Origin of the sequence: Sphingomonas sp. BK235 (assembly GCF_004345855.1) — a bacterium.
Taxonomy (GTDB): Bacteria; Pseudomonadota; Alphaproteobacteria; order Sphingomonadales; family Sphingomonadaceae; genus Sphingomonas.
In genome coordinates this window covers 42,689-67,732 of sequence record NZ_SLXN01000011.1, presented here as the reverse complement: position 1 = coordinate 67,732, position 25,044 = coordinate 42,689, and the positions used below count along the sequence as shown (strand labels likewise).

Annotated in this window: 17 protein-coding genes; 5 read left to right on the top strand and 12 right to left on the bottom strand. The window is 64.8% G+C overall.

The features are described from left to right. Nucleotides 1–7: 7 nt before the first annotated feature. Entirely contained in the window at nt 8–589 is a 582-nt protein-coding gene (locus EV292_RS19910) for a sigma-70 family RNA polymerase sigma factor (RefSeq protein WP_132911016.1), read from the bottom strand. Between the two features lie 202 nt (nt 590–791). Here EV292_RS19910 and EV292_RS23220 point away from each other — a divergent pair, with 202 nt between their 5' ends. Further along, nucleotides 792–1,451, top strand: a complete 660-nt coding sequence (locus tag EV292_RS23220) for a PEPxxWA-CTERM sorting domain-containing protein (RefSeq protein WP_243693879.1) — start codon at nt 792–794, stop codon at nt 1,449–1,451. 858 nt (nt 1,452–2,309) lie between these two features. On the opposite strand, the gene EV292_RS23460 is transcribed toward EV292_RS23220, so the two are convergent. From EV292_RS23460 to EV292_RS19870, 7 genes are all read right to left on the bottom strand, one after another. After that, complete coding sequence (locus tag EV292_RS23460) at nt 2,310–2,534, bottom strand: type II toxin-antitoxin system RelE/ParE family toxin (protein ID WP_347812609.1); 225 nt, start codon at nt 2,532–2,534, stop codon at nt 2,310–2,312. A 274-nt stretch (nt 2,535–2,808) separates the two neighbouring features. Next, nucleotides 2,809–3,447 (bottom strand): glutathione S-transferase family protein, encoded by a 639-nt coding sequence (locus tag EV292_RS19895; RefSeq protein WP_132911014.1) that lies wholly within the window; start codon nt 3,445–3,447, stop codon nt 2,809–2,811. Between the two features lie 106 nt (nt 3,448–3,553). Next, on the bottom strand, nt 3,554–3,874 hold the full coding sequence (locus EV292_RS19890; RefSeq protein WP_132911013.1) for a YdeI/OmpD-associated family protein: 321 nt from the start codon (nt 3,872–3,874) through the stop codon (nt 3,554–3,556). Nucleotides 3,875–4,553: 679 nt separating this feature from the next. Continuing rightward, the gene (locus EV292_RS19885; protein ID WP_207913496.1) at nt 4,554–6,140 is read right to left on the bottom strand and encodes a hydantoinase B/oxoprolinase family protein; all 1,587 of its coding nucleotides are present in this window, start codon (nt 6,138–6,140) and stop codon (nt 4,554–4,556) included. Next, on the bottom strand, nt 6,137–8,191 hold the full coding sequence (locus tag EV292_RS19880) for a hydantoinase/oxoprolinase family protein (RefSeq protein ID WP_132911012.1): 2,055 nt from the start codon (nt 8,189–8,191) through the stop codon (nt 6,137–6,139). Before EV292_RS19880 ends, EV292_RS19885 begins: the two co-directional genes overlap by 4 nt. Nucleotides 8,192–8,212: 21 nt before the next feature. Then, nucleotides 8,213–9,052, bottom strand: a complete 840-nt coding sequence (locus EV292_RS19875; RefSeq protein ID WP_132911011.1) for a PfkB family carbohydrate kinase — start codon at nt 9,050–9,052, stop codon at nt 8,213–8,215. A gap of 12 nt (nt 9,053–9,064) precedes the next feature. After that, nucleotides 9,065–10,078 carry an SIS domain-containing protein gene (locus EV292_RS19870; RefSeq protein WP_132911010.1) on the bottom strand — a complete coding sequence of 338 codons (1,014 nt, stop codon included), beginning with the start codon at nt 10,076–10,078 and terminating at the stop codon, nt 9,065–9,067. Between the two features lie 184 nt (nt 10,079–10,262). On the opposite strand from EV292_RS19870, the gene EV292_RS19865 reads away from it, so the two are divergent. From EV292_RS19865 to EV292_RS19850, 4 genes are all read left to right on the top strand, one after another. Continuing rightward, nucleotides 10,263–10,997 (top strand): GntR family transcriptional regulator, encoded by a 735-nt coding sequence (locus EV292_RS19865; protein ID WP_165927204.1) that lies wholly within the window; start codon nt 10,263–10,265, stop codon nt 10,995–10,997. A 287-nt stretch (nt 10,998–11,284) separates the two neighbouring features. Then, complete coding sequence (locus tag EV292_RS19860) at nt 11,285–14,146, top strand: TonB-dependent receptor (protein WP_132911008.1); 2,862 nt, start codon at nt 11,285–11,287, stop codon at nt 14,144–14,146. 76 nt (nt 14,147–14,222) lie between these two features. Next, complete coding sequence (locus tag EV292_RS19855) at nt 14,223–15,752, top strand: gamma-glutamyltransferase (protein WP_207913495.1); 1,530 nt, start codon at nt 14,223–14,225, stop codon at nt 15,750–15,752. Beyond that, nucleotides 15,752–17,077, top strand: coding sequence for an MFS transporter (locus tag EV292_RS19850; RefSeq protein ID WP_132911006.1), 1,326 nt, complete (start codon nt 15,752–15,754; stop codon nt 17,075–17,077). The genes EV292_RS19855 and EV292_RS19850 overlap by 1 nt, the downstream gene beginning before the upstream one ends. 205 nt (nt 17,078–17,282) lie before the next feature. Here the strand turns inward: EV292_RS19850 and EV292_RS19845 are convergent, their stop codons facing one another. The 4 genes from EV292_RS19845 to EV292_RS19830 form a co-directional block, all read right to left on the bottom strand. Continuing rightward, the gene (locus EV292_RS19845; protein ID WP_132911005.1) at nt 17,283–17,882 is read right to left on the bottom strand and encodes an FMN-binding negative transcriptional regulator; all 600 of its coding nucleotides are present in this window, start codon (nt 17,880–17,882) and stop codon (nt 17,283–17,285) included. A 177-nt stretch (nt 17,883–18,059) separates the two neighbouring features. Further along, the gene (locus EV292_RS19840; RefSeq protein ID WP_132911004.1) at nt 18,060–19,802 is read right to left on the bottom strand and encodes an amidohydrolase; all 1,743 of its coding nucleotides are present in this window, start codon (nt 19,800–19,802) and stop codon (nt 18,060–18,062) included. Between the two features lie 66 nt (nt 19,803–19,868). After that, the gene (locus EV292_RS19835; RefSeq protein ID WP_165927203.1) at nt 19,869–21,971 is read right to left on the bottom strand and encodes a TonB-dependent siderophore receptor; all 2,103 of its coding nucleotides are present in this window, start codon (nt 21,969–21,971) and stop codon (nt 19,869–19,871) included. A 199-nt stretch (nt 21,972–22,170) separates the two neighbouring features. Further along, nucleotides 22,171–24,849, bottom strand: a complete 2,679-nt coding sequence (locus EV292_RS19830) for an AAA family ATPase (RefSeq protein ID WP_132911002.1) — start codon at nt 24,847–24,849, stop codon at nt 22,171–22,173. Between the last annotated feature and the right edge of the window lie 195 nt (nt 24,850–25,044).

The window sequence follows — 25,044 nt, the reverse complement described above, 5'->3', positions numbered from 1 at the left end:
TCCCTCCTCAATACCAGTCGTCGGGCTCGCCCGACAGTGCCGCGCGCAGGTGGCGGCGCGCATGGAACATGCGGGTCTTCACCGTATCGGGCGGGCAACCCATGATCGCGGCGATCTCGCGATAGCCGAACTCGTGAAAATAGGTCAGCTCCACCACTGCCCGGTGCGTAGGCGACAGCGTGGCCAACGCCGCATCGAGCCCGCGGCGGACGCGGGCCGCCTCCGCACCGACTTCCGGCGCCGCCGTATAATCGATCGCGTCCTGGCGCTCGTCGTCGATTGGCTCGTCGAGCCGGCGCAGCGCCGCCAGTCCCTGACGATAGGCGATGCCGAACAACCAGGTCGAGAAACGGCTCCGCCCGTCGAAGGTATCGAGGCGGCTCCACACCACGAACATCGCGTCGTTAAGCACCTCCTCGATCAAGTGTGGTCGCCGCAACAGCTTGTGCAAGAAGCGCCATAGCCGCGCGTGATAAGCGCGATACAGCATCTCAAACGCGCGACGGTCGCGGTCGCGAACGCGCTCAAGCAAGGTCGCCTCAGCGTCCGCCTCCGCGCTGTCCTGCTGCTCCGCCGTCGCCGCCGTCACCCGATCGCCCTCGTTCGGGAGTGAGTGTCATGATCGCGATGGCAGGTTCAATCGCGATGAAAACTAAATTGCAATGAACCATTCGCCTCGCCGGCGTCACTCACCCCAAGCGACCGTGTCTTCCACGCGGGTGGCGGTCGCCCGTGCTCGCGCCGCATCGGCGTTGTGCGGCACCCGATCAGGGAGAGTGATGATGCGCCATATGTTGATCGCGGCCGCCGCTTTGGTCGCCGCGCCGCAGGCGGCGAGTGCCGCCACGGTAATGGATGCCTCGGGCGATTTCCTGCCGAGCTACACCGCAGGGCCACGCTTGGCAGATCTCGACGTGACCAGCTTCTCGGTCAACTACGACGCCGTGGGCAAGTTCTTCACGCTGGGAGCGACCTTCGCTGGCGCGATCGACGCCATGACCGGCGGACTCTACGTCATCGGCGTCAACACCGGCACCGGCACGATCCGGCCCTTTGCCGCGATCGGTCAGGAGAATGTGATCTTCAACCAGGCGATCGTGCTGCGGAAGGACGGCACCGGCAGCATCGGAGCGAACGCGCTCGACCCGGGTGCGATCAGCATCGCGGGCAACATCATCACGGCACGGGTGGGTGAGTCGCTGCTCCCCTCGACCGGCTACGCCGCGGCTGATTACGGCTTCAACCTGTGGCCGCGGATTGGTCTTGGCAGCAACGATCAAATTACCGATTTCTCGCCCGAAAACGCCAACCTCTCGACACGTGGCCTCCAGCCGGCGGTGCCCGAACCCGCGACGTGGGCGCTGATGATCCTGGGCTTCGGTGTGGTCGGCGCAGCTCTTCGCCGACGCCGGCCGACGAGCAGCTCGGAGGCGGCAATCGTTCCTGCTTGACGAAGGCTAAGGTGCGCCGGTCACATCGACTGAGTGACCGGCGCCGTTCCAAGTGCCTCAGCACGATACTGATACGGCGAAGCGGCCTTCCAAATGGCGGCGTAGCGTCGGCTGAGCGAGTAAGAACCAGGACCCAACACCGGTCACTCAGGTCCACCCGGCGCCCTTCCAACATCGGAAGCTTGTTCATCTCGCCGATCGAGCCAGCGACGTGTTCAAGGCACCTAAAAGCAGCGAGATTGCGGCTTAGAGCACTCTGGCAGCAAGCCTCAGCTTGGGGTAGGCTTACCCAATGACGCTTTCTCTTGTCTATTTCTGGATGTCGGCGGCGATCTCAACTGTTCCGGCGGAAGCGGTTACAGCGCCAAAATGCCCGACCGTCGCGGGTTGGCAGCTAGCGAGGCAGCAGCCTCCACCGCATAAGCCGTACTTCGAGCCAGTTTGGAATACCGCGATACAGCTTCGCTCCGGCGCTTGGCGGTGGAACGGAACCGTGATTTCCGAAGCAAAGACGCTAGACTATTTGCGTCAAACCGCCACCATGACGCCAGTTCCGCTTACCCTTATGTCCTTCTCACCGCATTTCAACTGCGCTGCGAAGAGACGCCTTCAGAGCCGCATCGCCGCAATCACTCATTGTGGACGAGACGAAAAGCCGTGCATGGAGGGTACCGAGGCCGAGTATCGCGCGACACGCCGCCGCTGATAAGCAAAACTGGAGAGCCATGACTAGGGCGCTGAGGCTGCGCCGGACGTTCGAACCTGCCACAGAGATCCTCAGCGCTAGCCCAGCTGCGCGCCCACTGTGTGCTCCTGGCGGCTTCGCCACAGCTCCTCAGCAAGCCCTCGACCAGCCCTTCACAGCAGATCCAGATGCTCGGCGTAATCCATCGCGCCGTGGGGGATCGTCAGAATGGTCACAGCTTCCGGATCGACCCGGTAGAGAACGAGGTAGTCGCCGCGGACAAGGTGGCGGATGCCCTGGCTCAAAGCGCGGCTGAGCCTTCCTTGCGCGCCGAGACCGGGCCAAGCTTCGGCGCTATCGAGGAAGGCGACCGCGGCTTCTACGAAGGCAAAGGAGATGGCCCGAAGCGAAAGGTCGGGACGGACGCACTTCGTGCAGCTATGGCAGCGAGCGCTTGACGGCTGGCGCCTAGCGCGCGTGTTCAGCTACTCGCATCGAAACACTCCCTGACTGCGAACTATCCTGACCAAGGACAGACCGTCCTCTACTATCCCGTGCTGAGACCCAAAAGCAGCCGCCCAAGGCACCTTCCCAGCTTCCCAATATCGGTCGTCGGTTCATCTGAGTAATCCGGTCTTGCTCGACCCTATGCAGATGGCGCACTCGGCGTGGCTAGTCGCCAGTCTGAGCCGCCAGGCCCTCATGCGAGTGGTCAAAGGCGCGCTTGTAAGCATCGCGAGCCGTGGTGCGGGCGAGATAGGCATGTTCGGCATCGCTTAGAACGAACCCGGCATGGTTCGCGCCCAAGTTTAGCGCATAGCTCACCGAAATGTCGGCAGCCGTGAACCGGTCCCCGGCCATGTAGGGCGCTCTAGCGAGTTGCCGCCGCACGAGCAGCAGCCGTCGTTCGGCGCACTCGCGCGCCCAGCGCGCACCCCAATTGTCTCGTTCCGCTTTGGGGGCGATGAAGCCGCTCACCAAGGGGATCATGATCAACGTCGCTAGGCCCGCTTCGCCCAAATGGAGGAACTGCTGGTAGGTCGGGAAGGCCGGATCGTCGGCCGAAGGCTGCAGCGGTGTGGGTCCGTAGCGACCCATCAGATACTCCATGATCGCCACAGACTCCACCATGGTGACGTCCCCGTCTTCTATCGCGGGCAGGAAGTCGCCGGGGTTTACCGCAAGCCACGCCTGATCCTTCTCCGCGGCTAGCATGTCCACCTGCCGCACGCGGTACGGTAGGCCCATTTCCTCCAGAACCCAGGCGGCCCGAATCGATCGCGAGGTCTGTCCACCCCAAACCGTGATCATAGCTTTGAACCTCCGTCGAGAGGTGAACCTGTGGCCCCGCTCTTGCCTGTACCGGCCCAACAAGAAGACTAGCGCAGCATTGAATGCACACACGAACGGCGGGCGATCAGCGTGCGGGCGAGATCCTGCCCTTACGGTCGATTAGAACAGTCTGCTGCCATCGACCCGGCGCTTTGTCGTCTCGATGGATGCAACCCGCCCAGCAGCACGGCCGCTTCTTTCCTTCGACCAGTTCTTCGCGCGTCCGCTCAATCCGGCGCTCGCGAGTCGCCAGCTGCTTGGCATCCTCGACCCAACAGATGAACTCGTTTCGGCCAAGAGGCGTCAAGCCTTCCCACAACGCCAGCACCTCGGGACGCGATCGCAGCGCGGCTTCAAGGTCTCCCGGGACTCGATGCGCGGTACCATGGAGAGAATGGTTATCCACAAGGCCTCCCAACGCTTCCGTATAACCTAATTGCCAGTGGCAGCCGCGCGATGTCCGGCGAGGATGACGTTAGGCCAAAAGGTTGTCTACTCCTGGGCGGCAAGACCCAGGATTAGTCACTAGTAGGGTCCGCAACGCTTCCCTATCCTCGCCGCCCGTCAACGCGCTCTTCTACCTCGCCGTGCGGACGCCCGCTATTGGGCGCTTGCGCGCCCCTTCCCTTCCGAGCGTAGGACCCACTACCGGTCACTCAGGAGCCCCTGCTCGCCTCCCAACTCCGGCCGTTCATTCATCCAGACGCGCGAGACCTTCGAGAGTTCGGGAGAGCGATAAAGTTGCTCTGGGCAGGGAAGGTATGGCGGAAGCCTGGCCGAGCCACCCCCCCTTCTGGCCAGCTTTCTCGACTTCGTGGAAGCTGCAATGCTGAGCCAGCTGCCAGCTCGAGATAGCTCTGCCTGCGACTCCTCCAAAGTGAGCACTGCAAGTTCGCATAGCGGTGCCGAACGCCTGAGGCGGCAACGGACGCTTGCCGCCGCTCGGGAGAGGACACGAAGCGGTCACTCCGCCCCAATTAGCTGTCTAAGTCCGGACACTTATCGATACCGCGGTGGCCAAACGAGTCCTCGGGACGGCAAACCAGGCTTAGGAAGTGACTTCCTCTGAGAAATGATGAGTCCGATTAGCTAGGCGGTGATCGTCGCCCCGGGTCGCCGTAGCCTCCAGCTCCTGGTGTTATTACAGATACTACGTCGCCCTTCTTCATGCGGCCGTTCCCGTGGGAAAAGGCGGAGGGATCACCGGTGAATTCATAAGAACCGGATGCACCGGGCTGCCCGCCCTCAAGTCCCCAAGGCTGGCTCTTCAGGCGCGAGCCGTCCAGCTTGACTAGGCAATCCCGCTCTGCGCGGTACACGCGACGCATGCCCATGCCTCCGCGGAACTCCCCATCCCCGCCGGAGCCGGCGACCAGCTCGTAGCGCAGGAGGGTCAAGGGATATTCGATCTCCAGCGCCTCGGCAGGCAGGTTCGATGTGTTGGTCATGTGCACGTGGACACCGCTGAGGCCGTCCTTGTTGTGGCGCGCACCCGAGCCGCCGCCGATCGTCTCAAGATAGATCCACAGGTCGCCGTTCGGCTTTTCGCCGACGAACGTCGCCGACGCGCAGGCACCATTGCCCGCCGCGGTGACCTGATGCGGCACCGCCTGCGCCAGCGCGCCGTGCACGATATCCGCCACCCGCTGGCACGGTGCGATCCGGCCGTTCACCGCGGCGGGATGGACGCAGTTGAGGATTGATCCTTGCCGCGCCGTCACATGCAGCGGACGGGCGAGGCCGGCGTTGGGCAGGATCGTCGGATCAACCACCGTCTTCACCGCATAGTAGACAGTAGAGAGCAGGGCCGTGAACACCATGTTGAGCCCGGCGCGCACCTGATCGGGACCGTCGAAATCGAGGAACATCTCCTCGCCCTCGACTCGGATCGTGCAGTGGAACTCGAACTCCTCGTCGATCGCCGGGTTGTCGAAGCGATCGCTGAATAGGTACGTTCCGTCTGGGATGGCGGCGATGCCGGCGCGCATCTTGCGCTCGGCATAGTCCATCAGCTCGTCGCCGGCTGAGAGCAGCACGTCACGTCCGTAGCGCCGGCACAGCGCCGTTATACGGTCGATCGCGAGCCGATTGGCCGCCATCTGGGCGCGCAGGTCCGAGATCCGCTCCTTCGGCACCTGGCAGTTCAGGAGGAACAGCTTCTGCAGATCCTCCTGCAGCACGCCCTCGCGGTAGAGCTTCAGGGGCGGGATACGGATCCCCTCCTGGTAGATGTGCGCGTGACCGCGATCCTCGAAGTCGGCGTGATGCGCGGTGTTGGTCGCCCACGCGATCAGCACGTCGCCGTCGAAGATCGGCTCCGCTAGCACGAGGTCGGGCAGGTGCGTCGCGCCGCCCTCATAGGCGTCGTTCGCGAAGAAAACGTCGCCGGGCCGGATATCGCTAGCCGGGTAGCTCTTCAGGATGTGCGGGATGATGCCCAAGAAGCTGCCGAGATGCATCGGAATGTGATCCGCCTGGCACAGCGCGCTTCCCTGGCGGTCGAACAACGCGGTCGAACAGTCGCGTCGTTCCTTGATGTTGGTCGAGTGGCTGGCCTTCACCAGCGCCTCCCCCATCTCCTCGACGATCGACATCATCGCGCTACCGATCACCTCCACCGTGATCGGGTCGACGGCGACGCGCGTCTGCGGGGTCTCGGGAGTGGCGCTCACTTCAGGAACTCCAGGATCAGGTTGCGGTGCGGCTCGACGGTGACCAACATGTCGGGCAGGACGATGGTGGTCGTGTCCATCTGTTCGATGATGGCGGGCCCGGCGAAGCGGTTGCCGGGGTTCAGCTTCGCGCGGTCGTAGATCGGGCAGACGACGAAGCCGCCCACTTCCGGCATCCACACCTCGCGCTCCCCGACCTGCGCGGACGAGACGTCGGCGCCAGCGTCCGGAAAGGCGCGGAACGCCGCCTTGGCGACCAGCCCAGTCGCGCCGACGCGATAGGTGACCAGTTGGATCGGGTCCTCCGACGCGATGAAGCCGTACAGACGGCGGTGCTCCTCCTCGAAGCGCGCCCGGATCGCGGCGATCGCGACCGGGTCGACCGGGCCTTCGGGCATCGCGACCGACACCTCGTAGTTCTGGCCGGCGTAACGCACGTCGACGCTGCGCTCCACCACCCGGTCCGTGGCGGGGATCGCCTCGGCTTCGAACCACGTCTGCGCGCGTTCCTCCAGGGCGGCGAACGCCTCGCCCAGCTTGACCACGCCGTCGTCCGACAGCACCGTCAGGCTGGTGCTGGCGAAATCCGCGCGCAGGTCGGTCTGCAACAGGCCGGTGGCGCACATGATCCCAGGTGTGACCGGCACGAGGATGCGACGCATCTCCAGCTCGCGGGCAAGTCGCGCCGCGTGGAGCGGCCCCGCTCCGCCGAACGCGACCAGCGTATAGTCGCGCGGATCATGGCCGCGCTGCACCGAGATCACGCGGATCGCGCGCGCCATGTTGGCGATAACCACCGAGATGATGCCCTGCGCGGTCGCCATCACATCCATGCCGAGCTGATCGGCAATCCTCCCGATCGCCGCCTTCGCCAGGCCCTGGTCGATCGCCATGCGCCCGCCGAGCAGATGGGTGGGATTGAGCGTCTGGAGCACGACATTGGCATCGGTCACCGTCGGCTCGTCATTGCCCTTGCCGTAGCATACCGGGCCGGGGAAGGCCCCCGCGCTGCGCGGTCCGACTTTCAGCAGGCCGCCGCTGTCCACCGCTGCGATCGAGCCCCCGCCGGCGCCGACCGTATGAATATCGAGCATCGGTGCTTTGATCGGATAGCCGTGCACATCCGCCTCGCCGACCAGCTTGCACACGCCGTCCTTCAGCAGCGCCACATCGCTGCTGGTCCCGCCGACGTCGAAGGTGATGAGATCGAGGATGCCGGTCTGCTTCGCCAGCGCCTGTGCCGCGACCACCCCGGTGCTGGGTCCGGACAGGACCGTGCGGGTCGGCAGTCGCGCCGCCTGTTCGAAGCCTATGACACCGCCATTCGACTGGGTCAGCCGTGGCGCCACCTTCAGCCCCAGCTCGGCGACCCGTGCCGCCAGTCGCTCGATATACTTCTGCATGACTGGGCCTAGATAGGCGTTCACCGTCACGGTCGACATGCGTTCGTACTCGCGGAACTCCGGCGCCACCTCATGCGAGGTGCTGACGAACGCGTCGGGGAACTCCTCCTCTACGATGCGGCGCGCCGCCTGTTCGTGTTGCGGGCGGATGAAGCTGTAGAGGAAGCAGATCGCGACCGCCTTGGCGCCCTGCTCCCGCAGCGTGCGAGCGGCCTCGCGCACCGCCTGCTCGTCAAGCGCAGTCTCGACGCGACCATCGTGGTGGACGCGCTCCGCCACCTCCAGGCGCAGCGCGCGGGCGACGAGAACCGGTTCCTTGTCGGCTTGCAGGTCGTAGAGGTCTGGACGCTTCTGGCGCCCGATCTCGAGCAGGTCGCGGAAGCCGTCCGAGGTGATCAGGCCGGTGGTCACGCCGCGATGCTGGATCAGCGCGTTCGTGCCGACGGTTGTGCCATGGCCGAAGTAGCTGACGTCACCCGCCTGCGCGCCGACGCGCTCGAGCCCCTCGGCGATGCCTTGTGCGATCGCGCGCGACGGATCGTCGGGGGTGGACGAGACCTTCCAGATATGCACTTGGCCGTCGTCTTCGTTGAACAGGCAGACGTCGGTGAAGGTGCCACCGGAATCGACGCCGATACGCCAGACCATGTTATTCCCCTCTGAACAAAATTATTGTCCCGCGGCCGTCACCGCCACGTCTCCAGTCCAGCGTGCGTCATGTCCGTAGCCGCCGTGCCAGGTGCAGACTCGCGCCGCATAGGCCGCCCCCGCGCCAAGCGCGTAGCGGAGCGACGCACCGCTAAGGTAACTCACGAGAAAGCCGGAGATGAAGCCGTCCCCAGCCCCCAGCGTGTCGACCACCTCGGTCGGCAGCGCCGCCTGGACCAGTCGCTGGTCCTTCGTGGCTCCAACCGCGCCTGCGCCGCCCCGCGTAGCCACCACCGCTTCCGGCCCCAGCCGAAGGCAGTGCGTAATCAGCGCGTCGAGCTCCGACGACGGTACGTCGGCCGCCGACAGGAACACGATCCGGACGTGCGGCAAAACCCGTGCGAGCCATTCGACCGACCAGCGATTAGACCCGTCGATCGAAACGGACGGCACGGCGCGGGCCACCAGCGGCAGCACGTCGTCGAGCTGGCTGTAGATGCTGGTATGCACGTGGTCGTACTGCGCCATGTAGGCGAAGTCGGCGTCCTCCCAGCGATAATCGGCTCGCACTCCCGGCTCGGTCCGCAGAAACTGCCGGTCGCCGTCGACATGGCCGATGAAGGCACGCGCGTTTGCACCAGCCCGTGTCCGCAGCCGAGCCACGTCCACGCCCTCCGCCAGCAGCGATGTATGGACGAGCGCGCCACCCTCGTCCTCCCCTACGCAGCCGAGATAGCCGGTCGCTGCTCCCAATCGTGCAGCCATGACCGCGACGTTGACGGCGTTGCCGCCGGGATACTGGAGACCATGATCGACATAGGTGTCGACCGTATTATCACCGAGGCCAAGAATGCGACGCATCGGTTCAGACCCTCAGTATTCGGTCTTCCACATATAGCGTCGCGTTGACAGCGGCTGGCCGCGCAGGTCGGACAGATGCTCCGACAGACGCTTCAACGCGGCTTGGAGAACATAGGGTGCGACGATCGGGCGAATTTTAGGCGCAACGCCAGGCATGGCGAAGTCGCGCGAGTCATAGATCATCACGCGGCGCGCGTTCTTCTCGCAGAATCGCAAAACCCGCTCCATCAGCGGGCGGCTGGGATCCTCGCCCACAATTAGAATGAAAGGGGTTTTCTCATCGGTGATCTCGAACGGACCGTGGAAAAATTCAGCCGCCTCGATCGGGTAGCTGTGCAGCCACAGCATCTCCATCAGAATGCACACGCCGAATACATAGGCAGGGGTGAAGCCTGGGCCGGACGCGACGTGGTAAATGTTCTCGTCCTGATAATAGGTTCGTGCGTCCGCCAGCGCGCGCGCGTCGTTGCCAATCGCGGCCTCCGCGATCGAACGCGGCAACGCGGCGAGCGACGACAAAAGCTCATCGCCCAGCGACCAACCGTCGCGCCCCTTCAGCACGCCGCCGACCACTGCCTGCATCAGCATGAACAGCGCAACGAACGACTCGCTGGTGTCGCCGCCCAAAAACACCTTCGGCGACTTCTGTGCCAGCGGGCTGTCCCCCTTCAGCGTGAAGCCAACCACCTGGCACGGCTTGTCCTTCAGGTAATCGGCCGCCAGCACCGTCTCCGGCGTGGTGCCGGACTTTGAGGCGAGGAAGACGAGCGTTCGTTCGTCCAGCTTGGGCGGATCCTGCGTCACGAACTCGGACGGAAAGTAGCGGCGCACTTCGATCGTCGGGCTGTAGTGCTCGATCCAGTACGCCATTCCCTGCATCGCGCGGTTGGCCGAGCCGTGCGCGACGAAATAGATGCGATCGATCTTGTTGGCGACCTGCTCGCCAAAGGCAAAGGCGTCGGGCAGCTGCGAGACGGCATGTTCCAGCGTGTCGACGACGCCTTCGAGCGTGATCTCCAAAGCCATTACTGGTTCCCCTTGATATCGTCGCAGCTGGACTAGACCAGTTATTAGCTTGGAGTCCACCAGATTTTTATATCGGTACAAAATCGCCGTCAGAGGGCATATACCCGATCAGCAACTGGAGCATGCTACGACGATGGGGACAGCACACTCAACCGACGCGCACGCAGAGGCCGCAGATAGCGCCATGCCGGCCTATCGCCAGATCCAGGCTCATATACAGGACTTGATCGCCGGTCCGGATTATAGCCCGGGCGATCGCATCCCCTCTGAGCGCATGCTGGCCGACCAGCTGGGCCGCAATCGCATGACCGTGCGCAAGGCAATCGAGGGTCTCATCACGATCGGCCTGCTGGAGCGTAACGGCACCAGCGGAACTCGAATCCCTGCTCCGCGCGTGACCCGACCGATCGATGCGTTCGCGTCACAGGGCATTCGTCGGATCATCCAGGCTGGCGGCGGCACGGCGGGCAACAAGCTGCTGCACTTCGAGCAGGCACGCGCTTCCGCCAAGATAGCTGGGCGCCTGAAGCTGGCAGAAGGCGCTGACATCGTTGTATTTCGCCGCCTGTGGACGGCAAACGGCACCCCCGTGTGCATCGAAACGAGCCATCTGCCGCTAGAACTGGTGCCAGATCTGGCCGCGCAGGACCTCATGGCGGGCGAGTCGCTGTACAGCCTGCTGCACAATCGGTTCGGGATCGGCGCCATGCGCGGCGAGCGCGAGATCGGCGTAGCGAACTGCTCGGAGATGGAAGCGCGCTTGCTCGATCTGGCGCAAGGTACCGCCTGCCTGTCGCTGCAACTCTCCGTAACCGACGAGACGGGTCGCCCGATCGAGTTCATGCGATCCGTGAACCACCCGAAGCTGGTCATCTTCAAAACCGCCCAGACTGAGATGCCGCGCACCTCCATCAGTTAACCGGCATCCTCGCCGAGTCGCGATCCTTCATCCAGGTACCTGGTCGACCCGCGTCACGGCGCGGGACTATACCAATCGGGGAAAAAATTACGCTTGCGTGAAAAAGCCCTTGCCAGCTGGTATAGTCCAATAGCAAGTTTGCCGTGGAAATTAAACGCGGCTGGACGAGTTGGTCTAGCACAGACGGTAGAGGAACGGCCGCGCTGCAACCGGCGCGTACCACCGACCACCGCCGTGTGCGCTCGACCCTTCGGAGAAGACCCGCCGAACATCGAGGGGGGCGTCTTATGACTGAACTGAAGTTCCGGTTGATGGCGGCAACGGCGCTGGTCACGGTCGCGCAGCTGCCCGGGACCACAGCGGCACAGGTGGCGGACGCCGTCGCACAGACCGCGGCGCCCGCCGACACCACCGTCGGCGACCAGGCCGCAGACCCCTCTTCCGGGGCTGACCAGAGCGACATCGTCGTCACCGGCAGCCGCATCCGGCGCATCGACGGCGAGACGGCGAGTCCGGTCTTTACCTTTGGCCAGGAGCAGATCCAGGAAAGTGGCTTCGCAACGGTCGGCGACATCGTGCGCCAATTGCCCAACATTGCGGGCGGCGGCATGAGCCCGGCCGACAACAGCTACGGAGGCACTGGCCGGTCGGACATCTCGCTGCGCGGGCTCGGCGCGGACCGCACGCTCCTGCTGATCGACGGTGTTCGCTTCTTCGCGCGTGACGTCAACGCGTTGCCGGCGAACATGATCGAGCGCGTCGAGGTGCTCAAGGACGGTGCGTCGGCCATCTACGGCTCGGATGCGATCGCCGGCGTGGTCAACTTCATCACTAAGCGCAAGGCCAGCGGGGTCGACCTGTCCGCCTATTATGGCATCAGCGACAAGGGCGACGTGCCGTCGTTGAACCTGCAGGGATCGATCGCGCACAGCTTCGATCGGGGAAGCCTGATGGTCGGCGGCACCTACATGAAGCAGCAGCCGATGCTGAATACAGCCCGCGACTGGGCCGACACGCCCTATGCGCTGACCAACGGCAACCTGGTCTTTGCCGGATCGCCCGCTACCCCAACTGGCCGCTTCACCGTTCCGCGCAGCGCGGCGGTAGCCGCCAACCCAGGCCTGAATTGTTCCAATCCCGGCAATGTCGCGGCAAGCGCGGTCTTCGTCACGCGCGCCACCGGCGCGGCCGGCACTAGCGCCGGGGACTTCCGCTGCTTCATTGGCGCCGGTGACGTCAACGACACCTACAACGACCGCGTCGAAACGCAGCTGCTGACCCCGCAAGAACGCTACAGCGTATTCGGCAGCGGCACCTACAAACTGGCCGACAATTTGTCGCTTTATGCCAGTGGCTTCTACACCCATACACTATCCGACTCGACGCTGGCGTCGGACTACTTTCAAACCCAGGCGTATGGCGTCACCATCTCGGGACGTAGCATCTACAATCCGTTCGGCGTCGATATCCCCGACGTGCGCCAACGCCTCGTAAACAACGGCCAGCGCATCCGCACCTACGATCGCGACGACGTGCAGCTCAGCACCGGGCTGAAGGGCAAGATCGGCGACTTCGACTGGGACGTGAACTACAGTTACGCCGACCAGCGGATCCAGGGCACGCGCACCGGAAGCATCTATCTGCCCGCCATCCAGGCGGCGATCGGCCCGTCCTTCGTCGACGCCGGCGGCACCGCGCGCTGCGGCGTACCGGGCGCGACAATCTCCGGCTGCACCCCGATCAACATCTTCAGCGAGATTCCAGTCGGGGCGCTGACCGCGATTTCGCCGGGGCTGCACAGCAACTGGAAGAGCTCGCAGCACGACGTGCTCGCCAACGTCACCGGCACGCTCTTCACCCTGCCGGCAGGCCCGGTCGGGATCGCAGTCGGCGGCGAGTATCGCAAGCTGTCGTCGGAATACGCCCCCGACTACCTGCTCGCCAACAAGCTGATGGACGTGCAGTACGAGACGGCGGTCAAGGGCAGCTACAACGTCAAGGAAGTCTATGGCGAGGTCAACGTTCCTCTGCTGCGCGACGTGCCGCTGATCCAGTCACTCGATGTCAACGCCGGTGTGCGCTACTCGGATTATTCCACGTTCGGCGGCACGACCAACTACAAGGTGGGGGCGCAATACCGTCCAGTCAGCGACTTGCTGATTCGCGGCACCTACGCCCGTGTATTCCGCTCGCCGACGATCGAGGATCTTTATTCGGGCCAGTACGGCGACACCCCGACAATCACCGATCCGTGCAACGCGCCGGCGGCCGGATCCGGCGCCTGCGCCGCCGTACCCGCGGGCTTCATCGGCGACCGCCAGCCCCCGACCACCAACGGCGGCAACCCGAACCTGTCGCCGGAAACGGGCAACACGCTGACCGCCGGCGCGGTGTTCAGCCCGTCGTTCCTGCGCCGCCTGACGCTGTCGGCCGATTACTGGCAATACGACATCAAGGGCGCCATCGGCGCACCGGGCGCGCAGACCGTCCTCGACCTGTGCTACCGGCAGAACATCGCGCAATATTGCGCGCTGGTCAGCCGCAACGGCTTGGGTCAGATCACCAACATCAGCAACCTGCGCGAGAATATCGGCGGCATCCGCACCGCGGGCGTGGACGTGTCCGTGAAGTACAGCCAGCCAACCGACATCGGGACGTTCCGCCTCAGCTTCGACGGCACCTATACCGACAGCTACCGGTCGACTGCGATCTCCGCACAGCCGACCACGGCGATCGACTATGCCGGCTTCTACCGCGACTCCACCGCCGGCGGCGAAGGCAACTTCGCCAAGTTCCGCTCGCTGACGATGGTCAACTTCGACGCCGGCGGGTTCGCGCTGATGGCGCGGCACCGCTTCATTTCGGGCGTCGACGTGCGCAACCTCGACACCGCGGCCGGCACCGCCTGCGCGGGTACCACCGCCAAGACGGCGCAAGCGGCGAGCGGCCCCGTGACGTGCCGCTACGAGATCGGCGCCGCGAACTACGTCGACCTGTCGGCCGGCTACGACTTCGAACAGGGCGTCAGGATGACGATCGGCGTGAACAACCTGCTTGATCGCGGGGTCGACCCGCTGACGCGCGACTTCCGAACCTACGACATCCTCGGACGTTACATGTACGTCCAGGTCTCGGCGCATTTCGGCTGATCTGGTCGTGACAGGCGCTGCCCCCCTCGCCCGCTTCGGCTCCCGCCAACCCGTGGAGGCCGGGCGGGCAATAGTGGTGACGTCGCATCCGCTGGCCACCGAAGCCGCGCTGGACGTGCTGCGCGAGGGCGGCAACGCGGCAGACGCGGCGCTCGCCGCCGCTGCCATGCAGCTGGTGGTGGAGCCTCACATGACGGCGATCACCGGCGGCCTGAGCATGCTCTACCGCGATGCCGCCACGGGCATTGCGCAATATGTGAACGGCAACGTCAACGCGCCGCTCGCCCCGCTGCCGGGTTATGGCGGCGCTGATCTTTCCACCGGCCGGGGCGTGCCCGTGCCCGGCTGGTGGCCCGCCTTCGCCGACATCGCCGCGCGCTGGGGCAAAGCGTCCGTCGCACGCTTGCTCGACGCCGCGATAAAGGTGGCGCGCGACGGGTTTGAGCTGAACCCCTATCTCTACGGCATCGTCTACGCGCATCTCGAGAATCTCGGCACCCACGACCAGGGACGGGAGGTGTTCTGGCCCGACGGGGAGCTGCTCCAGCCGGGTGACACGATCCGGCAGCATCGCGTGGCGCGGACGCTGGAGCGGCTGCGCGACGAAGGCGACGACTACTGGCTCGGCGACTTTGCACGTGCGCACGCCGCGGAGGCGCAGCGCGGCGGCGGCGTCATCACGCAGGACGATTTCCACGCCTATCGACCGATGCTGCAACGGCCACTGACCGGCACCTACCGCCACTTCGAGCTGATCGGGTCGCCGCCGCCGGACGACGGCGGGCTGCAGCTGATCGAGGCGTTCAACATGCTCGAACGGCTCGAGCTCTGGCGGCGCGAGCCCGCCTCGCGCGACTTCGATACGCTCAGGCAGCTGATCCGCGTCCACAACGAGGTCTATTACGCGCCGCCGCGGCAAGGCGATCTGGCGACCGCGCCGGACACGATCGCCATGCTGCTGTCGAAGGATCATGCCGAGCGCCGCCTCGCGCTAATGGGCAACGACGAGCCACGCGCGACAGGCCGCGTGGTGCCGACGCCGGGGACGATCCACATCTCCGTCGTCGACGCCGATCGCAACGTGGCGAGCTGCACCCATTCGCACATGGCGTCCGCCTGGGTGAATCGCCTGTTCGCAGAGGGTTTCCAGCTGTCAGGCGGCGGATCCTTCTTCCAGCGCCTGTTGCCGCAACCTGGATCGCGCGCGACGGTCTATCTCGCGCCGACGATCGTGATGGCACAGGGTCGGCCAGTGATCGTCGCTGGCTCACCGTCGGTATCGCTCGTCGCGTGCATTCTTCAGAACCTGGTGAACATGATGGACTTCGGCATGAGCGTTGCAGAATCGGTGCACGAACCACGGTTCGGGACGCGCCCGCACACCCCCGAGCGCGGGTGGGAGCCCGGAACCACGCTGGAATGCGGCTTCACCCCCGCGATCCAGGAACGCTTCCTCGCCTGGACAAGCGAGCGCCGGCTGTGGAGCAAGCTGATCCATCCGCGCAGCGTGCTGACGGGCAATTTTGAGGGCATTGCCATCGACGGCGCGGACCGGCTGCACTCCTGCGCCGACCCGCGCCGCGTCGGGCTGGCGGCGGGCTTCTGATGACCGCGCCGCTCGCTCCGGCGCCCGGCGACATCGTTCCGGCGTATGACGTGCGCACCTATCGAAAGGCGCTGCTCACCGCGGTGCTGGGCAATGTCGTCGAATGGTACGACAACGCGCTCTACGGGATCCTGGCCGTCTACATGGCACAGGCGTTCTTCCCGGGCTCGAACCCCACCACCGCGCTGCTCGCCACCTACGCCGGGCTGATCGTCGCCTATGCGATCCGGCCCGTCGGCGGCGTGGTGATGGGTCGCCTCAGCGACCTGCGCGGGCACAAGACCGTGCTGATGCTAACGATTAACCTGATGACCTTCGGCACGGTCGCGATCGGCCTGCTGCCGAGCTATGCGACGATCGGGATCGCCGCCCCGATCCTGCTAATCCTGTGCCGTTTGATACAGGGCATCGGGGCCAGCGGCGAGTATACCGTAGCGGCGAACTACATGCTGGAACACGGCCCCCCGAACCGTCGCCAGTATTTGGCTGGGTGGAGCGTTGGCTCGACCTCGCTTGGGCCTCTGCTCGCGTCGGTCGTCGCTCTGGGGTTGAGCGCGTGGTTCGGGCGCGAGGGGTTCGAGGCCGGCGGCTGGCGCATTCCGTTTCTGCTGGCCGGCCCGCTCGGTCTGACCACGCTGTGGATCCGCCGTACCATCCGCGACCTGCCCCGCATTGAACGCGCGTTGGCCGAGGCCGATGGCCACGCCGCCACCGCTGTGCCGTTCACCGAGGCCATCCACCGCCACTGGCGATCGATGACGCAGGTGATCCTGCTCAGCGCCGGTCAACGCGTCGGCACCTTTTGCATTCAGACCTATTTCGTCACCGCACTGATCACGCAGGGGTTCGGCGACGAACGCGCACTGTTCGCCTCGATCCTGTGCTACCTGGTCGGACCGCCGGCCGCGATCGTCGGCGGCTTGCTCGCCGATCGCTTCGGCGGGCGCCTCGTGCTGATCGGCGGCTTCACGCTGTTCAGCCTGCTGACCATCCCTGCATTCGCGTTCCTTGGCACGTCGCTTGGTGCGACCCTGCTGGCGGTGATCGGCTTTACAATCGTCAATAACTTGGTTGGCGCGCCGCTTACCCACGCCTATGTCCTCGCTTTCCCACCCGACGTGCGCGGCACCGCGGCAGCGCTGAACTATAACGTGGGCACAACGCTAATCGGTTCTACAGCGCCGTTGATTGCGACATGGCTGTACGCCGCCACTGGAACAAACGCCTCTTTCTCCTGGTACATGACCGTTATTTGCGTGGCCTCTTTGCTAGTCGCCTGCTTTGGTTATCCAAAGGCGCTCAGGCGCAAAGCTTTTCAGCGTTAGAAGGCGCAGACAACAAGCAGTGAGGTCGACCGAAAAGCGGTCACTCCCGGCGCCCTGTTCGGTTCTCAACTTCGGACGCCCGTTCATCTCCGCGGGCGACACGCGTGACGCGCCGCAAAGCCGTTTTTTTGTCGGGCCGCAGGAGAATAGCAAACGTCGGCCCTTGCTGCTTCATACCATGCAACCTACCACTTCATCGATGCAGCTAGCGGCCTCGCTGATTAAGCATCACCTCTGCAAGAGCGCTGTCTCGCATCGCGGAGACAATCTCCACAAACGTTTCCTCATCTTCATCCTGGCCCAGCTTGAAGCGGCCGGCGGACGAGATCACCTTGGCACGAAACGCGATTACTCGAGACACCAGGTCGCGGTAACGCGCGCCAACGCGATCGACGCTCCAATCAGTTGCTTCTGCCCCTTCCATAAAGGAGACGAGTCGACGGATCGCCGTGTCGCCACTTGCAACTTCGTCCGCGAATTCAATTTCCACGTCGAATTGCGCGAGGCGGTAATTCCATGTCGGGGCCCAACCGGACTTGGAGACCATCTTAGGCGAAATGTAGCCATGCGGTCCCATGAAGCTTACGAGCGCGCGTGGCGTCCGCGTAGCGCGGTCCACATGCGGATTAGCACGGGCGAAATGGCCGATCAGCGCGCGAACCTCGCCTGTCGCATCTACCTCGGCAAGCAGCGGCAGGGGAGTCGAGACAAACCCCTTTTCGTCATGGGTCACGACGAGGCCGAGAACCTCCTGATCGATCACTTTCGCGAGATCACCAGGTCGCCGGGGAGAAAACAGGCTCATTTAGATACCTTTGCCAACCATAGCGACGAGTGTGCGGCGACCATCCCGAGACTGGACGCACGTGATGGACCTCGGCTCGTCCGCACCACCCTGACCGTCGATGGCGTACCGATGCATGGTCGAGGACGGACTGGCGAAGCGGTACGGCGGGCAGACAATCGGGTGTATGTCACGCCGTTACCGCAGCCTATCTAGGCTGCCGTACACCGATTTACCCTTGTACAGCGTCACGAGCACCTTCGTGTCATGAATGCTGCGCACCGGCACCTTGAACAGGTCTCGGTCAAGGATGATCAGATCGGCGCTCTTGCCGGAGACGATCGAGCCGGTCTCGCGGTCGAGATGGTTCACGTACGCCACGTTGATCGTATAGGCGGCCAGAGCCTGCTCCAGCGTCACCGCCTCGCCGGGCTCCAGCGGCGGCTGGTCACTGCCCGGCGCCACGCGGGTCAATGCGACCTCGATGCCTTCGAGCGGGTTGGCCGAGGCTACCGACCAGTCGGCGCCATAGGCCAGCCGGCCGCCGTCCCGCAGCACGCTGCCCGCCGGATAGATGTAGTTCGACCGGACCGCGCCAATGCGCTCCTTAGTCAGCTTCATGTATGGTTCGTCGCAGGCCCATAGCGGCTGAAAGACCGCAGTGACCCCCAGCTTTCCGAAGCGCGGCTGATCGGCGGGATCGATGACGTTCATGTGCGACATCATCGGGCGGGTGTCGCTGCCGGGACGTTGCTGGCGCGCGCTCGCCACCGCATCAAGCGCCTGCCTGACTGCCGCGTCGCCGATGGTATGGAAGTGCGACTGCATGCCCATATTGTCGAGTTCCCTCACCGCCTTCGACAGCGCCGCCGGCGCGATCTGCACTGCGCCCTTCTCCGTCGTGCCCTCATAGGGCGCCAGCATGGCGGCGGTCTGCTGCGGGATCACGCCATCGATGAAGAACTTCACACCGTCGGCGTTTAGTCCGATCGCACGCGCGCGGGACGATAGTTTCCGGATGTCGCTTATCTGCTCCATGCCGCGATTGTTGTCCCAGTGCAGGTCCATGGCGGTGTGCACGGTCAGCTCACCACGAGCGGCGACGGCCTTGTATGCGTCAAGCGCACGGCTGGTGCCACCCTTCTCCCACTCGAGCGCCGCGTCATGCCACGACGTGATTCCCAGACTGTTAAACAGCCGCACGGTATAGGTGATCGCGCCCTGCAGATCCTTGTCGCTCGGCGGCGGCACCAGCGGCTCGACCAGCGCCATCGCCGCTTCCTCCAGCCCACCGACCGGCTCGCCGGTACCCGGATCGCGATCGATGGTCCCGTTCTTCGGGTCCGGCGTATCTTTCGTGATCTTCGCAAGTTCGAGCGCCCTGGAATTGACCCAAAGCGTATGCCCGTCAGATTCGAAGATCAGCGCGCGGGCCGTCGAAATGGCATCCAGCACTTCCTTGCGCGGAATGCCCTTCGGCGGAAACAGCGACTGGTTGAAGCCCGAGCCGAAGATCGTACCCGTGCCAGGCGTACGCGCAATACAGGCCGCGATGATCCGGCGGTAGTCGTCCAGCGAGTTGCCGGCGTGCAGCGAGCAGCGTGCATGGCTCATGCCGCCGAAGATCGGATGCGCATGGGCGTCCCCGAAGGCGGGCATCAGCATTCGGCCGCCCAGATCGGTCACCTTCGTCCGGGCGCCCTTGCGCGCGGCGATCTCGGCACTTGTACCAACCGCGATGATGCGCCCGTCGCGGATCGCCACCGCCTCCGCCCACGGCTTGTCCCTGTCGACAGTATAGACCCGCGCGTTGGTCAGGATCAGGTCCGCGCTCCCGCCCCGTGTCGCGGGCGTCCCGTGAGCCGCCGCTGAAAAGAGCAGCCCGATCGAAACAGCGGTCAGGCATAAGCCGGAAAGACGCAGGATAGGCGGAACGATCATGAAAGCGGTCCTCGAACTCTTCGGAGATGAAAGGAGCGGGTCACGCGACCCAATCGAGATTAAACATCAGAAGCGACGGCGAAGGCTGGCAAGGACGGTTCGATCCTTGCCAAGGTAGCAATATCCTTCGTTGACCGTGCCCGCGGTGTAGCTGCAATTGGTATAGACCCGCTCGTTCAGAATATTCGCACCGTTCACCGACAGCGACCATTTACCATAGGTAAGCTCAGCCATCGCATCGACCAACGTCACCGGATCGATGCGGTAGAGCTGGTCGAAGCTGACCTTGTCGCCCTGATAGCGCACGCCAGCACCCAGCTTCAGGCTCAGATCGCCGCCGAGTTCGACCCGCTTGGAGGTCCAGAGCGACGCCTGATGCTCGGGCAGGTTCTCGCGACGATCACCGCGCTGACGACCATCGACCCGCAGATACTCCGCGCGGGTGTAGCTGTAGGCCGCCGTGAGATCGAAATTTCCGGGCAGGCGCACGTTCGCTTCCGCCTCAATGCCACGTGACCGGGTCGAGCCGCCCTGGATGAAGTTCTGCAATTCGTCAGGGTCGGCGATCAGGACGTTCTCTTCCTTGATGTCATAAGCCGCGAGGGTAAACAGCATACGCGGCGTCGGCTGGAACTTCACGCCGGCCTCGTACTGCCGACCGGTGCGCGGCACGTACGGTACGCCAAAGAAGTTCGATCCGAACACGGGCAGAAATGACTCGGAATAGTTGAAGTACGGGGATACTCCCTTGATGACGTCGGCGATGATGCCGCCGCGGAACGTCCACGCCTTGTTGTCTTCCAGCTGGGTGCTGTTGACGTTCGATTTCACGTTGTCGTGCCGTGCGCCGAACACCAGCGAAATGCGGTCGAACGCACGGATCTGGTCCTGGAAGTAGAAGCCGGTCTGCGAGTTTTTCGTATCGGTCATCCAGCCGACGCCGAAGTCGAACGGAACGCCATAGACCGGATTGTAGAGGTTCAGCCCCGGCGCGGCGCCAAACCCTTCCTGCTTGTCCTCGCGGAACTGGGTATAGTCGAAGCCGGCGAGGATCTGGTGCCGCAGCGGCCCGGTGCCGAAGCTCAACACTAGATTGTTGTCGCTGTTAAGGCCGGTGTACTGCGCCTGGTTCAGGTACCAGGCACGGTTCGCGATAGTCCGTTCTGCATCGGCATAGGCGCCGCCGAACCCAGTGTAGCCGAACACCTCCCGGTAGTCCGTATCCTGCTCGAATGTTCGGTTCCTGCTGCTGAACGTCACATTGTCGTTGAAGCGGTGGGTCACCAGCACCGATAGCGCATAGTGACTCGAAAAGGTGTGATTGAAATCCGGCTCGCCGAGGAAGAAGTCGTCGGAGATGCGGGTCGGGCCGCTGCCGTCGATCGTCTTGCTCGTCGGCAGGTAGGTCTGGCTGCCGAGCTTGTCGCGCTGGTAGAGGCCGATGAACGTCACTTCGGTGTTCGATCCGGGACGCAGTGTCACCGCTGGCATCACCACCAGGCGGTCGTTCTGCTGCGACGGCTGCTGGAGGTTGGCGTCGCGGTACATGCTGACGAGTCGCGCTGACACGCCATCGACGACCGGACCGGTGATGTCGATCTGCGCCTGCTTGTAGTCGTCGGTGCCGTAGATGATCCCCATCTCGCCGCCGAACGTGGTGCGCGGACGCTTGCTGATCGAATTGAGGATGCCGCCGGCGCCGCCACCACCGTACAGCGTCGACGATGGCCCGCGTAGCAATTCGGCACGCTCGACGGTGAAGATCTCCAGACGCCCGCCGTAGACGAAGCCAGGCATGCGATTGAGGCCGTCGAGGTACTGCTCGGCCCCGGTGCCGCGCACCGCCAGAAAATCGCCACGGGTGTCGACGCCGTTCAGCTCGCTGGTCGCACCCGCGCTGTAGCGGATCACGTCCTGCAGGTTCACCGCTGCCCGGTCTTGAAATTCCTGCGCGGTGATCACGCTAATCGACTGCGGGATTTCGGTCACGGGCGTCTCGGTTTTCGTGCCGGACAGCGCGCGCTCGCCCTTTACGACGATGTCGCCATCCGCCGCATCGGCCTCCTTCTGCTCGGCCTGCGCCAGCACCGTGCCGGTCTGCGCCCAGGCCGCGTCCGAGCAACACAGCATCGCGCCCGCCGAAAGCAACGCCAGCCTGGCGTTTCTCATCAGCTTCTCAGAGCCACCATATGTCATTGCCGCCCACCCCTCAGCTATGGCCGGCGCGCATGTCGCCTCCCTTGACGACGGCCGGCTGTCTTCGACCGGCGCATTGAAAAGGCTCGGTCACGAAAGCGTCACGCGCTTTTCAGGGTAAGGGCGGATCGAAGACGGGTAAGACGTTCACGCGTGTGCAGGCGGTCGCCGATCACGGCTGCCCTGGCAGCGCTCCCTGTGCATCGATCAGCCCGCGTTCGCCCGATATTCGCACCGCATCCTGCCGCTTGCTGACGCCGATCTTCCTGAACACCGCCTTCAGCCGGTACTTGACCGTATCGGGCGACATGCCGATCAACCGGGCGATCTCCTTATTTGAGTGACCACGGCTCAGGTGCTGCAATATGGCGGTCTCCGCTTCGTTGAGCGCGTCCGGCGGCGAGATCGGCGCCCGCTGCGTGCAGGCCAGGCGCATCACACCCTTCAGGAACTGCGCGCGAAAACGATCAGGCGAGGCGGCGAGCGCGCCATCGAGCAGCGGCGATACGGCATCGCGGGCGTCGATGAACGGGCGCACGATGCCCTGAAACATCGCCGTGCCGACCGCGTCGTCGAAACAGCCCTGCGCCTTCGCTGACTCGCCGACGAGGCCATGAGCCTGCGCCTTCAGAAGATCGATGTCGATGAGCAGCCGGCCAGCGCCATGCTGGCGTGCCCACCGGCGCATCGCGTCGAGTTCGTCAATCGCGCTATGGCTGGCGCCGGACAGCAGCGCGATACGTATGCGGCACATCGCCGCGGCAACCGCAACGGGGCGGTACAAAGGCGATTCCTCCACCATGCCGTCGGCGAGTGCATCCAGACCGATAGCTTCTGCAAGCGCCCGCACCGCGGCGAACGGGGCGTCGTGGCGGAGCACCAATTCCAGTTCGCACAGCCCGGCAAGCAGATCGAGCTGCCGAAGCCGGCGTCGATAAGCGAGCCGTCTGGCGCGCTCCAGCAACGAGCGTACTATCTCGGTGTCGCCCCGCGCAGCTGCCATGCGCGCCGCCGTGAAATAAGCCGCGGCATAGACATCAACCCAACCGTCCGACTGCTCCATGTGCGGCAGCGCCCATTCCAGCAGCGCTTCCGCCTCGCCGGTGCGATCCTGCTCGAACAACAGCTCCGCCTGCAGCGCCGCGCAATTTGCGGCCAGGTCGGACCGCGCGCCGAAATGCGCCTCGACCTCGCTTTGCGCCGCGGACAGCACCGCCACGGCATCCTTCAGCCGCCCTTGCGACGACCGGATGCGCGCCTCGTGGAAGCGCGTGAACATCTCGCTGTAGGGCGATGCCAGCGCCTGATAATGGCGCCGCGCCGCCAGCGTCGGCTCCATGGCGCGCTCCAGCCACCCGCCCTCGAGATACTTGGCGCCGAGCGATTCATTGACGTTGGCCAGGATGAGGTGGTCGTCGGCCGGCAGCGTACGGAGCAGCGCCTCGCGCGCGAGCAGATCCTCCAGCCGCATCGGCTGGTTCTCATATTCCGCCAGTATGTCGCCAACCACGCGGATTTCGGTCCACAGGTCGGGCGGTGTCTCGCCCTGCTCGGCGCGCATCACCAGCCCGTCGTAGGCGAGCCGCGCCGCATCCATGCGCCCGCATTTCACGTCGAGGTACAGGCTGGCGAGGACCAGCATCGGGCGCTGCTCCACGTCCGCCCGGTCGAGCGTCGCCAGCGCGCGTTCCACCAGCCCGAGATGCCCTTGCGGGATCAGCCGCCATCCTCCGGCGGTCTCCAGGATGTCGGCCACCAGGGCGCCGTCATCCGCGTCGATGGCATGCGAGATGGCTTCGGCAATGTCGCTTTGGCGGGCGAACCAGCGCGCCAGCCGGCGATGAAGGTCGTGGAACTGGACGATGTCACGGCTGGACAGTCGCGCACGCAGATGCTCGGCGAAGAGCTGGTGATAGCGATAGGCGTCGCGCGCGGGCGACAGCGGGGTGAGCGGCACGCCCTGCTGTTCCAGCCGTTCGAGCAGCAAGCCGCCGTCGCGCCGGTCGCAGATCAGGTTCAGCGCCGCGCTGGTCACCTTGTCGAGCAGCGCGGTGCGCAGCACGACCTCCTGCACGTCGTCCGGCAGCGATCGCAGCACCTGTTCCGACAGATAGCCGGCTAGGTCGGAGCCGGCCCCGCCCACCCCGCCGACGAAGCGGCGGCGATCGACGCCGCGCTTCAGCGAGACGAGCGTGAGTTGCAGTGCGATCGGCCATCCCTCGGTACGCTCGACCAGCTTGCGCACCTCCTCGCCGTCCAGCGGCACGCCGTCCGCGCGTGCCAGCATCTCCTCCGCCTCCGGGGTCGAGAATTTCAGGTCGCCGGCTGTGAACTCCAGCAACTGCCCCTCTGCGGCGAGGATCGCCTGCCCGACGCGCGGATAGTCGCGCGACGCGAAGACGAAGTGGCAATTGCGCGGCGCCAGCCGGATAAGCGACTGCAGGAAGTCGAGCGCCTCCGCGCTGTCCGCACGATGCAGGTCGTCGAGAATCAGGACCGCCTGGCGCTGCTCGCGGGCGAGCCGGTTGATGATGGCGGACAGCGCGGCGCGTGCCGGCATCGCCGCCGACGCGACCTCGCCGTCGCCGGGCGCGTCGACATCGACGCTGGCGATCGAATAGGCGACATACTGGGCCAGGCGCTTCGCCTCGGCATCGTCGCGTTCCAGCGTCAGCCATGCGACCAGATGGCCGCGTTCCTCGCAGCGCCGACGCCAGTCGGCGAGCAGGCTGGTCTTGCCATAGCCTGCGGGCGCGTGGACCAGCGTCAGGCGATGAGCGAGCGCCTCGTCCAGCCGATCGAGCAGCGCGTCCCGGCGGATTTGGTAGCCCATCCACAGCGGCGGTGCCACCTTGGTGGGGATCAGTTCGTCGATCGCGGCTACTCCTGCGGCAAGTCTTTCGAGTCGCGACGCTAATCGGTCAGGACGCGCCGAAACAAGGGGATGGTCGCCGTCGGCGCGACTTACCCGCCCGAATGCGCCGCTTACCCATCCGCCCCCGCCGCGCACCCGTCGCGCCCGTTGCAACGCGCCCGTTCGCGCTTC

Excerpts from the sequence above, each read along its gene's own strand:
- EV292_RS23220 (WP_243693879.1), top strand. The coding sequence starts at position 792 with ATGTTGATCGCGGCCGCCGCTTTGGTCGCCGCGCCGCAGGCGGCGAGT.
- EV292_RS19895 (WP_132911014.1), bottom strand. The coding sequence starts at position 3,447 with ATGATCACGGTTTGGGGTGGACAGACCTCGCGATCGATTCGGGCCGCC.
- EV292_RS19880 (WP_132911012.1), bottom strand. The coding sequence starts at position 8,191 with ATGGTCTGGCGTATCGGCGTCGATTCCGGTGGCACCTTCACCGACGTC.
- EV292_RS19875 (WP_132911011.1), bottom strand. The coding sequence starts at position 9,052 with ATGCGTCGCATTCTTGGCCTCGGTGATAATACGGTCGACACCTATGTC.
- EV292_RS19870 (WP_132911010.1), bottom strand. The coding sequence starts at position 10,078 with ATGGCTTTGGAGATCACGCTCGAAGGCGTCGTCGACACGCTGGAACAT.
- EV292_RS19865 (WP_165927204.1), top strand. The coding sequence starts at position 10,263 with ATGCCGGCCTATCGCCAGATCCAGGCTCATATACAGGACTTGATCGCC.
- EV292_RS19860 (WP_132911008.1), top strand. The coding sequence starts at position 11,285 with ATGACTGAACTGAAGTTCCGGTTGATGGCGGCAACGGCGCTGGTCACG.
- EV292_RS19850 (WP_132911006.1), top strand. The coding sequence starts at position 15,752 with ATGACCGCGCCGCTCGCTCCGGCGCCCGGCGACATCGTTCCGGCGTAT.
- EV292_RS19845 (WP_132911005.1), bottom strand. The coding sequence starts at position 17,882 with ATGAGCCTGTTTTCTCCCCGGCGACCTGGTGATCTCGCGAAAGTGATC.
- EV292_RS19840 (WP_132911004.1), bottom strand. The coding sequence starts at position 19,802 with ATGATCGTTCCGCCTATCCTGCGTCTTTCCGGCTTATGCCTGACCGCT.
- EV292_RS19835 (WP_165927203.1), bottom strand. The coding sequence starts at position 21,971 with ATGAGAAACGCCAGGCTGGCGTTGCTTTCGGCGGGCGCGATGCTGTGT.